Here is a 12392-nt window from a genome sequence, read left to right as displayed (position 1 = left end):
CTGGGCGAGGCGATGGAATAGGCCCGCAACAACGGTTTCTGCTTGCCGGTCTTCGGGTCCGGATCGCCCATCAGGCCGATCATCACGAACTCGCCCGAGCGGAACCGCAGCGATTGCGGCCGCGTCACGCGGAACGAAAACAGCCGGTCGGTCCAGTGCTTGACCGAGGTCACGGTCTGGGCGTCGGGCAGGGTGAGGGGCTTGGGGATGGTCTGATCCACGGGCTTGGTCCGGTCGCTGAGGCGGGTTGTCACCTGAATGTTTACCCTGCTCTGGCGTCCGGCGAAACCCCGACGCCTGACAGGTTTCGCCGGTTACTTAGTCGGAAGGGCCGGGAAACCTCTATGATATATGTCAAATTGAATATGTTGTGCCGCTCTGGATGGCGGAAAAATATTCTGGTATGACCGAGAAAATTCGGAAAAACCGGGAAACTGTTCTAGAGGGGTCGCTGTGGTCGCATCGCTTGATAAAATTGACCGTAAAATTCTGGCCGAACTCCAGCGCGATGCCGGTAAATCGCTGGATGAGATCGCCAAATCCGTCGGATCGTCGAAAACGCCGGTCTGGAACCGTATCCGCAAGCTGCGCGATGCCGGGGTGATCACCGGCCACACCATGCTGGTCGATCCCGAGGCCTTGGGGCTGGAGGCCTGTTTCTTTGTCCTGATCCGCACCGCCGAACATGACGCCGAATGGCAGCAGCGGTTCCTGCACGCGCTGCAGGCCCGCCCCGAGGTGATGGAGGCGCACCGGCTGGCGGGCGATATCGATTATATCCTCAAGGTCCGGGTGCCGAATGCGCGCGCCTATGACCAGTTCTATCAGGCGCTGATCGCCGAGGTGAAAATCCACAACGTCACAGCGTTGTTGTCGATGGAAGAAATCAAGGCGACAACGGTTCTGCCGGTCTAGGCACAGCGGGCCGGGACGGAGGGCGAATGAAACGGCTGGTCTTGGCGATCGCGATCTATCTGGCGCTGGCGGCGGTGTTCACCGGTGGCGTCTGGTGGTTCGCCTATTCCTCAGCCTTGGACCAGTTGGAAGAACGCGCGCAATCCGATCTGTCTTTGGCCGCTGACCGGCTGACCAGCCGTCTGGAGAAATACCGGGCGCTGGGGGTGTTCATGGCCAATCACCCGATGGTTCAGGCGGCGCTTGCGGGGACGGTGCCGATTGATGAGGTGGCCGATCTGTTGCTTTGGGCCTCGGACCGCAGCGGGGCGCGCGATTATTACCTTTTGTCCGCTGATGGCGACATTCTGGCCAGTTCTGACCGGCGTGGTGCCGGGCTGGCGGCGGCGCGGGCGGGCAAGCCGTCATTCCAGCGCGCGATGCAGGGCGCGCTTGGCGCTCATCACGAGGTGCTGCCCTCGGGCGAGCGGGCCTATGTGTTCGCGGTGCCGGTCTTTGGCGAAAACCGGGTGCCGCTGGGCGCGGTCTCGGTCGAGGTCGATATTCCGGCGCTTGAGGCGGAATCGACCGCCGACCCCGAGGCGGTGTTCTTTACCGATGACGCCGGGGTGATCTTTATCGCAAACCGGACCGAGCTGTTGCTGGCCGACCGTGGCCCCGGCGCCCGCGAGGTTCGCGCGGCATTCGGCTATACCCGCGTTGCCTTGCCGCCGTTTCCGGGGTTTCAGGCCCGCACCGTGTCGGGGCATGAATTATGGGTGCTGGATGGCGGCCGCTATCTGCCGACCCGCGCCTTGCATCAGACCGTCGATTTGCCGGTGATCGGCCTGCGCGGCGAGATCTTGCTGGATGCCGGCCCCGCAGCGCGGCTGGCCGGGTTGCAGGCGCTGGTCGCGGCGGCGGTGGCCTTGGTCTTTGGCGCGGTGCTGTTGCTGCTGCAACAGCGGCGGCAGGCCCTTAGCGCGCGCCTGACGCTTGAGGAACAGGCCAAGGCGCTGTTGGAAAGCCGGGTGGCCGCGCGCACCCGCGAGTTGTCCGAGGCCAACCTTGCCCTGCGCCATGAGGTGATCGAGCGCAAAGAGGCCGAGGACGCCCTGAAACGCGCCCAGCAGGAACTGGTGCAGGCGGGCAAGCTGTCGGCGCTTGGCAAGATGTCGGCGGGGCTGAGCCATGAATTGAACCAGCCGCTGATGGCGATTCAGTCCTTTGCTGAAAATGGCGCGCTGTTTCTGGAACGCGGGGCGCCGGACAAGGCCGGACAGAACCTTGGCAAGATCTCCGAACTGGCGCGGCGCATGGGCCGGATCATTAAAAACCTGCGCGCCTTTGCCCGGCAGGAAAGCGAACCGATCGCCACTGTCGATCTGGTGGCGGTGGTCGAGGCAGTGCTGGACCTCAGCGAAACCCGGATGAACGCTGCCGGGGTCGATCTGATCTGGGACCGGCCCGACAACCCGATGCTGGTGCGCGGCGGCGAGGTGCGGTTGCAGCAGGTGTTGCTGAACCTCGTCTCGAACGCGCTGGATGCGATGACCGGGCAGGACCGGCCCCGGCTGGAAATCACCCTGTCGCATCAGGGCGATCTGGTGCATCTCAGCGTGCATGACAGCGGGCCGGGCATCACCGAGCCGGAAAAGATTTTCGATCCGTTCTATTCCACCAAAGAGGTCGGCCAGTCCGAAGGGATGGGCCTTGGCCTGTCGATCTCGTATGGTTTGGTGCAAAGTTTCGGCGGCGCGATCCGGGGCCGCAATCACCCCGAGGGCGGCGCGGTCTTTACCGTTGAACTGGCCGCCGTCCGGCAGGAGGAACACGCATGATCCGCAAGGTTCTGGTTGTCGATGACGATCCGCCGGTGCGCGAGGCCTTGGGGCAGACGCTGGATCTGGCCGGGCTGCACCCGATCACCGCTGGCAGCTATATCGAGGCCAAGGATCACATCACACCCGATTTTCAGGGCATTGTGATCTCGGATCTGCGGATGCCGGGCAAAGACGGGTTCGCGTTGCTGGAGTTCGCCCAAGGGGTCGATCCTGAATTGCCGGTGATCCTGTTGACCGGCGAAGGCGACATTCCGAAAGCGGTCAAAGGCATGTCGTCGGGGGCGTTCGACTTTCTGGAAAAGCCCTGCGCGCCCAAGGATCTGTTGGCGGTGGTCGAAAAGGCGATGAAGACCCGGTCGCTGGTTCTGGAAAACCGGCGGCTGAAGCTGCAACTTGAGGCCGGCGATGCGGCGGCGCGGCTGTTGCGCGGGCGATCAGCCCAATCGCAGGCCATGCGCCAGCAGGCGCGGCTGTTCGCGCGCAGCCAAAGCGACGTGCTGATTACCGGCGAGCCGGGCACCGGCACCTCGAAACTGGCCGAGGTGGTGCATCTGTTATCGGCCTCGTCGCACAAACCATTCCTGAAATTCTCGGCTGCGGCGCAAACACCTGAAACGCTGGCCGATGCGTTCGAGCGGGCCGAGGGCGGCTCGGTGTTTCTGGACGAAATCGCAGCGCTTAGCCCGGCGGCGCAATTCGCGTTGCTGGACCTGATCGAACGCCCCGGCGGGCCGCGCTTTTTGCTGGGGTCATACCGCGATCTGGCGACTGAGGTGGCCGAGGGCCGGTTCCATCCCGATCTTTATTACCGGCTTGAAGCCGCTGAAATCCGCATTCCGCCGCTGCGCGAACGCCCCGAGGACATCCCGGTTCTGTTCCGCCATTACGTGTCGATCGCTTGTGAACAGGCGGCGCTGCCGGTGCCGGAAATCAGCCCCGAAATCATCGCGCGGCTGTTGGCGCAGGACTGGCCGGGGAACGCGCGGGCATTGATGAATGCGGCGATGCGGTTCGCGATGGGGTTAAGCGATGTCGAGGAACACGAAGAGCTGGGCCTTGCCGATCAACTGGCCCGGGTCGAGCATTCGCTGCTGATCGAGGCGCTGAAACGCGCCGGGGGCAATGCGACCGAAGCGGCGCGGGCGCTGAAGCTGCCGCGCAAGACGTTTTACGACAAGCTGGCCAAACACGGCGTCCGCGCCGAGGATTACCGCGACCACGGCTAGGCCGGTTTCGGGCGAAAATCATAGACTCAAACCTGTGCGGATTTCCGCACAGTCGCCACAAGGTCCTGTGCGGGATTTCGCCCACCCGAACCGGCGTGTTCGCCGATAGATCCGAAAATATCGCCATAACACTTTAATAAATAAGGATAATAAATTAATTTCAGGCAGTCGCATTTTTCTTTTTGAGCCACGTTCAGGCCGGGTCTTTATAGCGTCAGCCGCTCTGATCAGGGCGCGACACTGGAAAATCCGAGACTTCGGGGAGGAGACTCAATGAAACTGTTTACCGCCGCTGCGGCCACCGCAATCGCTTTGACCATGACCTCGGGCGCGGCCCTGGCCAATTGTGACGAAGGCGAAATCGTCATCAAGTTCAGCCACGTCACCAACACCGACCGCCACCCCAAAGGCATCGCCGCCTCGCTGCTGCAAGAGCGCGTGAATGCCGAGATGAACGGCAAGGCCTGCATGGAGGTCTATGGCAACTCGACCCTCTATAACGACGATCAGGTGCTTGAGGCGATGCTACAGGGCGACGTCCAGATGGCCGCCCCGTCGCTGTCGAAATTCGAAGCTTTCACCAAGAAATTCCGCATTTTCGATCTGCCCTTCATGTTCAAGAACATCGATGCCGTGGACGCGTTCCAGGCTTCGGAAACCGGTCAGGCGATGAAGGAATCGATGGCGCGCCGTGGCCTGCTGGGCCTGCAATTCTGGCACAACGGCATGAAGCAATTCTCGGCCAACAAGCCGCTGGTGCTGCCGTCGGATGCCGCTGGCCTGAAATTCCGGGTTCAGACCTCGGATGTGCTGGTCGCCCAGATGAAGGCGCTGGACGCCTCGCCGCAACCGATGGCGTTTTCCGAAGTCTACGGTGCCCTGCAAACCGGCGTTGTCGATGGTCAGGAAAACACCTGGTCGAACGTCTATGGCCAGAAATTCTTTGAGGTTCAGGACGGCACCACCGAAACCAACCACGGGGTTCTGGATTATCTGGTCGTGACCAGCGTCGATTGGTGGGACAGCCTTGACGCCGATGTGCGTGACCAGCTGGCCACCATTCTGGCCGAAGTCACCGCCACCCGGAACGCGGAATCCTTCAAGGTGAACCAAACCGCTAAACAGGCGATCATCGATGCTGGCGGTGTCGTGCGGGTTCTGGACGCCGAACAGCGTCAGGCTTGGGTCGATGCGATGAAACCGGTCTGGGCCGAGTTCGAAGGTGATGTCGGCGCCGACAACATCGAAGCCGCTCAAAAAATCAACGCGATGTACTGAGCGCCGGATCAGGCATCTGAAACGTCTGGCCCGGTGCGCTGAACGCGCCGGGCCTTTTTGCAAACAAACCTGACAGGCTAACGAGGGGACTGCGCTATGACCAAACAGACCGAACCCCAATCCCGCGGCCCGCTGTCCCGGTTCTTTGACAGTTTCGAAGAAACCATGATCGCGCTGCTGCTGGGGCTGATGACGCTTGTGACCTTTGTGAATGTTGTCCTGCGCTATGGATTTGGCGAGTCGCTGATCTGGGGGCTGGAACTGACACTCGTGATGTTCGCGTGGCTGGTGCTGCTGGGCATCAGCTTTGGTTTCAAACACACTTCGCATCTGGGCGTTGACGCGCTGTTGAATATCGCGTCGGACGGGCCGCGGCGGATCATGGTGATCCTGTCGGCCATTGCTTGTGTGATCTATGCGGTGCTGCTGCTGAAAGGCGCTTGGGATTACTGGGCGCCGTTTGCCGGGTTCGATGCGACCTCGGGGCGCTGGTTCCCGACAGGGTTCGAGAACTCGCGCGATCAGGCGTGGTATGAGACCGAGCAAATCCCGATGCTGGCATGGCTGCGCTGGCTTGAGCCGCTGTTTAATCAGGGCGAGACCTATGAAAAGCTGCCGCGCTTTATTCCTTATGCGATTTTGCCCTTCGGCGCGGCGCTGATCCTGTTGCGGGTGGTTCAGGCCACCGTGCGGATCATTCGCGGCCTGCAAGACAGTCTGATCGTCAGCCACGAGGCCGAAGACGCGGTCGATCAGGCTGCGGCCCAGTCCAAGGAGACCTAAGTCATGGGCGTTGCAATTCTTTTCCTGATGATCGTCGGCTTGCTGCTGATTGGTGCGCCGATCGCGGTCAGCCTTGGCCTTAGTTCGATGATCTTCCTGCTGGTGTTCTCCGAGACCTCTTTGGCCTCGATCGCGCAATCGCTGTATCAGGCGATGGCCGGGCATTACACCCTGCTGGCGATCCCGTTCTTCATTCTGGCGTCCAGCTTTATGTCCACCGGCGGTGTGGCCAAGCGGATCATCCGCTTTTCCATCGCCTGTGTCGGCCATATGCGCGGCGGTCTGGCGATTGCCGGTGTGTTCGCCTGTATGCTGTTCGCGGCACTGTCGGGCAGTTCGCCCGCAACCGTGGTCGCCATCGGCTCGATCGTGATCGCGGCGATGCAGAAGGCGGGTTATTCCAAGGACTTTGCCGCCGGTGTGATCTGTAATGCGGGGACCTTGGGCATCCTGATCCCGCCGTCGATCGTGATGGTGGTCTATGCCTCGGCCACCGATGTGTCGGTCGGGCGGATGTTCCTTGCCGGGGTCATTCCGGGCATCATGGCCGGGGTCATGCTGATGATCACCATCTATATCATGGCGCGGGTCAAGAACATGCCCAAGGGCGAATGGCAGGGCTGGGGCGAAGTGCGCGCCAGTTTTGCCGACGCGTTCTGGGGGCTGATGCTGATCGTGATCATCATGGTGGGGATTTACGGTATTCCGGGGATCACCTCGGCGATCTTTACCCCGACCGAAGCGGCCGCTGTGGCCTCGGTCTATGCCTTCCTGATCGCGGTGTTCGTCTATCGCGACATGGGGCCGCTGGCCGCAACGTCCGAGGGCGGCGCCCGCAAGTCGCTGCTGCAAAAGCCTCAGGCGCTGGTGACCGCGTTCTTCCACCGCGACACCAAGCACACGCTGCTTGAGGCCGGCAAGCTGACGATCATGCTGATGTTCATCATCGCCAATGCGCTGATCCTCAAGCATGTGCTGACGGATGAACAGATCCCGCAGCAGATCGCCGGGATGATGCTGGATGCGGGCTTTGGCAAGATCATGTTCCTTGTGGTGGTCAACGTCATCCTGCTGATCGGCGGCCAGTTCATGGAGCCCTCGGGCCTGATCGTGATCGTCGCACCGCTGGTGTTCCCGATCGCGCTGGAACTGGGGGTGGATCCGATCCATCTGGGCATCATCATGGTGGTCAACATGGAGATCGGTATGATCACGCCGCCGGTGGGTCTGAACCTGTTCGTGACCTCGGGCGTTGCCGGAATGCCGATGATGCGGGTCGTAAGGGCCGCGCTGCCGTTCCTTGCGGTGCTGTTCGTCTTCCTGATCATGGTGACCTATATCCCGGTGCTGTCGACATGGCTGCCAATCAGCCTGATGGGCCCCGAGATCATCACCCGATAACGCACGGACATACGACTGAACCGGCCCCGCAGACATGTGGGGCCGGTTCGTTTTGACAGGTCGTGTCAGGGGATTAGGAGGCGTCCAGCGCCGCGATGATGGTCGAGAAATCCGCAGCCTTCAAAGACGCGCCGCCGACCAATGCGCCATCGACATTGGCCACGGCAAAGATCTCGGCGGCGTTGTCGGGTTTGACCGAGCCGCCGTAAAGCAGCGTCATGTCAGCGTCGCCAAAGCGCGCGGTCAGGGCGTCGCGCATCAGGTCGTGGACCTGCGCGATCTGGTCGGTGGTCGGCACGCGGCCAGTGCCGATGGCCCAGACCGGTTCATAGGCGATCACGGTATTCACAGCGGTGCAGCTATCCGGCAGCGATCCGGCCAGTTGGCTGGCGATCACGCTCAGGGTGTCGCCGGCGTCGCGCTGGGCCTCGGTTTCACCGACGCAGATCACCGCGATCAGGCCTGCGGCCTGCGCGGCCAGCGCCTTGGCCCGGACCTGAGCATCGGTTTCGCCATGATCGGCGCGGCGTTCGGAATGGCCAAGGATCACATGGCTGGCCCCGGTGTCGGCCAGCATCAGCGCCGAAATATCGCCGGTATGCGCGCCCGAGGCATCTGCATGGCAATCCTGCCCGCCGGTTTTCACCGCGCTGCCTTTTGCCGCGTCAGACATGCGCGACAGCAAGGTGGCGGGCGGACAGATCAGGATGTCACATTTGGGGGCAGGGTGGGCCGCGATCAGGGCAGAGACCTGGGCCAGATCGGCGCCGGTTCCATTCATCTTCCAATTGCCCGCGGCCAGCTTTTTCGCCATGTCCCTCGTCCTTTATTCTTGTCGGACGACAAAACCCGAAACCGGCCGGTCAGGCAAGGGTTCGGCGGGCGAAAAGCCTCAGCTTTCGGCGAACTTGATCGACTCGCCGCAGCCGCAGGCCTCGACCACATTGGGGTTGCGAAACTTGAAGCCGCTTTCCAGCAGCGAGGTCTCATAGTCGATCTCGGTGCCGAACAGGAACATCTGCGCCATTGGGGCGATCATCACCCGCGCGCCGTCTTGTTCGACGACCTCGTCCAGAGGGTCGATCTCAGACACATAGTCCATGGTGTATTCCATGCCCGCGCAGCCGCCCTTCTTGATGCCGATGCGCAGGCCTTTGCTGTCCTGCTTGGCCATCAGGCGGGAGATTTGCGACGCGGCGGCCGCAGTCATCGTCAGGGCCTGTTTTCCGGGAATACCGAACATCACATGAATCCCAATTCCAGACGCGCCTCGTCCGACATCATTTCCATGCCCCAGGGCGGATCAAAGGTCATCGACACATCGACCTGTTTCACACCGGGCAGCGGCTCGATCGCGTCGGCCAGCCAGCCGGGCATTTCACCGGCCACCGGACAGCCGGGCGCGGTCAGGGTCATGATGACCCGCACCACGTTGTCCTCGGTGATGTCGATCGTATAGATCAGCCCGAGGTCATAGATATTCACCGGGATTTCCGGGTCGAACACGGTGCGGCAGGCCGCGACGACATCGTCGAACAGCGGGTGCTCGGGCGTGGACGGGGCGATCAGCGGTGCCCCTTCGATATGCTGCGTGGCTTCGGTCATGCGCGAATTCCTATAGTTGAGTGAACATATAAGGATTACAGGCGATGCCGTAAAGTGGTCGCGATGCAAACCGCCCGGCGCGGCGGTGCAACGCCGCGTCAGGCGGCGCTTTTGCCACGTTTGCGGGCAGGGGCGGGACGCACGCGCTTTTCGATCTCGTCATAAAGCAGGCGTGCGACGTTCTTGCCGCTGGCCTGTTCGATGCCTTCAAAACCGGGGCTGGAGTTGACCTCCAGCACTTTCGGCCCGTCGGACGAGCGCAACAGATCGACCCCGGCCAGGTTCAGCCGGAACGCCTTGGCGGCGCGGATCGCGGTGTCGCGTTCGGCCTTGGTGATGCGCACCGGCTCGGCGCGGCCACCCTGATGCAGGTTCGAGCGGAACTCGCCCGCCGCCGCCACCCGCCGCATCGAGGCGACGACCTTGCCGCCGATCACCAGACAGCGGATGTCTTCGCCCGCGGCTTCCTTGACGAAATGCTGGACCAGAAAGCTGGCCTTCAACCCGCGAAACGCCGAAATCACCGATTGCGCGGCTTTCTTGGTTTCGGCCAGAACCACGCCCTTGCCTTGGGTGCTTTCCAGCAGCTTGACGATCAATGGCGCGCCTTCGACCAATTCGATCAGGCTGTCATTGTCCTGAGGCGAGGCGGCAAAGGCCGTGGTCGGCATACCGATGCGGTGGCGGGCCAAAATCTGATGTGCATGCAGCTTGTCACGGCTGGCGGTGATCCCTTCCGAGCCATTCACGCAAAACGTGCCGATGGTTTCGAACTGGCGGATCACGGCGGTGCCATAGGCCGTCACCGAGGTGCCGATGCGCGGGATCACCACGTCGTATCGCGGCAGGCGCTTGCCGTCGTAATAGACCTCGGGCGCCAGCGCGTTGATCGCCATGTAGCAGCGGGTGGTGTCGATCACTTCGACCACATGGCCGCGCTTTTCGCCTTCGATGACCAGACGCCGGGTGGAATAGTTGTTCCCCTCGCGCGACAGGACGGCGATGCGCAGGGTGCGGGCCGGGGCCTCTTCGCGCATGGCGGTTGAATGGTAGACGTCGTAATTCAGCACCGGCTGGCAAAAGCTGTCGCCGGGGCTGATGATGATGTCCTCACCAAAGGCCTGACGGCCCAGCAGCATCCGGTAAGCCATGCCGCCGCGATCGGTCAGCGTGACCTCGATCGGCCATTGCCGGTTGCCGATGCTGATCTCGGTGCGGATGACATAGCGCAGCTCGGTCTCGCCGTTGGAACTGGTGACCTCGCGCCGGTCGACGATTTCCGCCGAGCAGGGGATCGACAGGTCATTGCGGCCCGGAATCGGATGGATGGCAAAGCGCACGCGCGGCTGGCTGGCCGGGCCGAAGGGCTCGATATCGAAGGCATGCAGCGCCGAGGTCTTGGCCCCGGTATCGACCTTGACCTTCAGTGCCGGCAAGCCAAGCCCGGGCAGGGCCGCCCATTCCTCCCAGCCCAGCCGAAAGCCCGTCATATCCTGCCGGTCCTGTATCATGTTGCCCCCAGTCAAATCGCCATCCGAGAATCCGAAGACGCCCAGTGTCATTGTGCGTGACCTATGACAAGAGGCGATGAGAGTTTTGTGACAGCCCCCGGCGGATCGGCGCGGCTGGGAACTGGCCCCGGACGCCGCTTCGCGCTATTGCGGGGCCATGACACAGCGATTCTCGTTCTCTTTGCACGCCACCGATGGCAAGGCCCGTCTTGGCACCATTTCCACCCCGCGCGGCGACATCCGCACGCCGGCTTTCATGCCCGTGGGCACGGCGGCCACCGTCAAGGCGATGCTGCCCGAAAGCGTGGCGGCGACCGGGGCGGATATCCTGCTGGGGAACACCTATCACCTGATGCTGCGCCCGACGGCCGAGCGCATCGACCGCTTGGGCGGGTTGCACAAGTTCATGAACTGGCAAAAGCCGATCCTGACCGACAGCGGCGGCTTTCAGGTGATGAGCCTTGCCGGTCTGCGCAAGCTGACCGAAAAGGGCGTTACGTTTAAGTCGCATATTGACGGCTCGCGCCATGAATTGACGCCCGAGCGCAGCATGGAAATCCAGCGCCTGCTGGGCAGCGATATCGTCATGTGTTTCGATGAATGCCCGGCCTTGCCCGCCGACCGCGACCGGATCGCCGACAGCATGCGGCTGTCGATGCGCTGGGCTGCGCGGTCAAAAGACGCGTTCGGGGATCGCCCCGGACACGCGCTGTTCGGGATCATGCAGGGCGGGCTTGAGCGCGACTATCGCGAAGAAAGCGCCGCCGCCCTGCGCGAGATCGGCTTTGACGGCTATGCCATCGGCGGTCTGGCCGTGGGCGAGGGGCAAGAAGCGATGTTCGACACGCTGGACTATGCGCCCGACCTGCTGCCCGCTGACAAGCCGCGTTACCTGATGGGCGTGGGCAAGCCCGACGATATCGTCGGGGCCGTCAAGCGCGGGATCGACATGATGGATTGCGTGCTGCCATCGCGTTCGGGGCGGACCGGGCAGGTGTTTACCCGCCGTGGCGTCGTGAACATCAAGAACGCCCGCCACGCCGACGATCCGCGACCGCTGGACGAAAACTGCACCTGTCCGGCCTGCAGCAGCTACAGCCGCGCCTATCTGCACCATGTGTTCCGCGCGCAAGAGATGATCAGCGGCATGCTGCTGACGTGGCACAACCTGCATTATTTCCAGGACCTCATGGCCGGAATGCGCGCGGCGATCGCTGAAGGCGGGTTCAATGACTGGGAGACCCAGTTCCACGCCACCCGCGCGCAGGGCGATATCGAGCCGGTCTAGGTTCAGGCCGGCTGCGGCAGGGCGACCAAAGGCGCCTCATAGGATTTGACCGAGTAATAGGCATCCTCGCGGAACATCAGCTTGCGCCGCCAGTCGCGCGGGATTTCCGCCATGAAATCCAGCCGCGCGTCCTCTTCCATGCCACCAAGCGCGCGCAGCGAGGGTTGATAGCTCTCGGTCTCAAGGCCGTTCGACAGGATGATTTCATGCTGTTCGAACAGCAGGTGGTAATAGGTGATGCCCTCTGCCGGGCAAGATTCATGCGCCAGACTGCCGATCAGGAACTTGGCCGGGATCAGCACCGCCTCATAGCCGAAATGCAGGGCGTTCCGGCCGTGGCTGACCAGCACCCGGTGCTGCGGCGACAGATAAAGGTCGCTATGCGGCATCTGCCGCCCCATCGCGCCGCGCGGAATGCAGACCGGGCGCAGGGCCGGGCTGGACCGCAGATCGGCGCCGGGAATATGCCGCCGGGCCTTCCACAACAACCGCACCGGCACGCCGTCCTTGTTCAGCACCAGATCGCCCGCTGACAGGGTCTCGACCGGGCGTTCGCCTTGGG

The 12392-nt window shown here is 62.6% G+C and carries 12 protein-coding genes and 1 pseudogene; 7 read left to right on the top strand and 6 right to left on the bottom strand.

What is annotated here, in order from left to right; translation table 11 throughout:
• Positions 1 to 254, bottom strand: a pseudogene (locus ABYW26_RS03575) (ferredoxin--NADP reductase); the annotation flags it as partial.
• Positions 255 to 453: 199 nt separating this feature from the next.
• On the opposite strand from ABYW26_RS03575, the gene ABYW26_RS03570 reads away from it, so the two are divergent.
• The 6 genes from ABYW26_RS03570 (at position 454) to ABYW26_RS03545 (ending at position 7426) form a co-directional block, all read left to right on the top strand.
• Complete coding sequence (locus ABYW26_RS03570; RefSeq protein WP_372603423.1) at positions 454 to 915, top strand: Lrp/AsnC family transcriptional regulator; 462 nt, start codon at positions 454 to 456, stop codon at positions 913 to 915.
• Between the two features lie 26 nt (positions 916 to 941).
• On the top strand, positions 942 to 2735 hold the full coding sequence (locus tag ABYW26_RS03565; protein WP_372603422.1) for an ATP-binding protein: 1794 nt from the start codon (positions 942 to 944) through the stop codon (positions 2733 to 2735).
• Positions 2732 to 3964 (top strand): sigma-54-dependent transcriptional regulator, encoded by a 1233-nt coding sequence (locus ABYW26_RS03560; protein ID WP_372603421.1) that lies wholly within the window; start codon positions 2732 to 2734, stop codon positions 3962 to 3964. The genes ABYW26_RS03565 and ABYW26_RS03560 overlap by 4 nt, the downstream gene beginning before the upstream one ends.
• Positions 3965 to 4237: 273 nt before the next feature.
• Positions 4238 to 5242, top strand: coding sequence for a DctP family TRAP transporter solute-binding subunit (locus ABYW26_RS03555; RefSeq protein ID WP_372603420.1), 1005 nt, complete (start codon positions 4238 to 4240; stop codon positions 5240 to 5242).
• 96 nt (positions 5243 to 5338) lie between these two features.
• Positions 5339 to 6025, top strand: a complete 687-nt coding sequence (locus ABYW26_RS03550; protein WP_372603419.1) for a TRAP transporter small permease — start codon at positions 5339 to 5341, stop codon at positions 6023 to 6025.
• Between the two features lie 3 nt (positions 6026 to 6028).
• Positions 6029 to 7426, top strand: coding sequence for a TRAP transporter large permease (locus ABYW26_RS03545; RefSeq protein WP_372603418.1), 1398 nt, complete (start codon positions 6029 to 6031; stop codon positions 7424 to 7426).
• Between the two features lie 73 nt (positions 7427 to 7499).
• Here ABYW26_RS03545 and tpiA read toward each other — a convergent pair whose 3' ends face one another.
• The 4 genes from tpiA to rimK all read right to left on the bottom strand — a co-directional run bounded on the left by tpiA (position 7500) and on the right by rimK (position 10542).
• Positions 7500 to 8240: a triose-phosphate isomerase gene (tpiA, locus tag ABYW26_RS03540; protein ID WP_372603416.1), complete on the bottom strand. Its 741-nt coding sequence runs from the start codon at positions 8238 to 8240 to the stop codon at positions 7500 to 7502.
• Positions 8241 to 8318: 78 nt separating this feature from the next.
• Entirely contained in the window at positions 8319 to 8669 is a 351-nt protein-coding gene (locus ABYW26_RS03535; protein WP_372603414.1) for a HesB/IscA family protein, read from the bottom strand.
• Complete coding sequence (locus ABYW26_RS03530; RefSeq protein WP_372603412.1) at positions 8669 to 9031, bottom strand: SUF system Fe-S cluster assembly protein; 363 nt, start codon at positions 9029 to 9031, stop codon at positions 8669 to 8671. Before ABYW26_RS03530 ends, ABYW26_RS03535 begins: the two co-directional genes overlap by 1 nt.
• A gap of 98 nt (positions 9032 to 9129) precedes the next feature.
• Positions 9130 to 10542 (bottom strand): 30S ribosomal protein S6--L-glutamate ligase, encoded by a 1413-nt coding sequence (rimK, locus tag ABYW26_RS03525; RefSeq protein WP_372603424.1) that lies wholly within the window; start codon positions 10540 to 10542, stop codon positions 9130 to 9132.
• 157 nt (positions 10543 to 10699) lie between these two features.
• Between rimK and tgt the strand changes: the two genes are divergently transcribed.
• Positions 10700 to 11830, top strand: coding sequence for a tRNA guanosine(34) transglycosylase Tgt (tgt, locus tag ABYW26_RS03520; protein ID WP_372603410.1), 1131 nt, complete (start codon positions 10700 to 10702; stop codon positions 11828 to 11830).
• Between the two features lie 2 nt (positions 11831 to 11832).
• Here tgt and ABYW26_RS03515 read toward each other — a convergent pair.
• Positions 11833 to 12392, bottom strand: a 560-nt coding sequence (locus tag ABYW26_RS03515) for a Hint domain-containing protein (protein ID WP_372603409.1), incomplete at its 5' end; no start/stop codon positions are given.

Origin of the sequence: Actibacterium sp., assembly GCF_041584535.1 — a bacterium.
In the GTDB taxonomy this organism is placed as follows: domain Bacteria; phylum Pseudomonadota; class Alphaproteobacteria; order Rhodobacterales; family Rhodobacteraceae; genus Actibacterium_D.
This window is presented reverse-complemented; position numbering and strand designations above follow the sequence as displayed.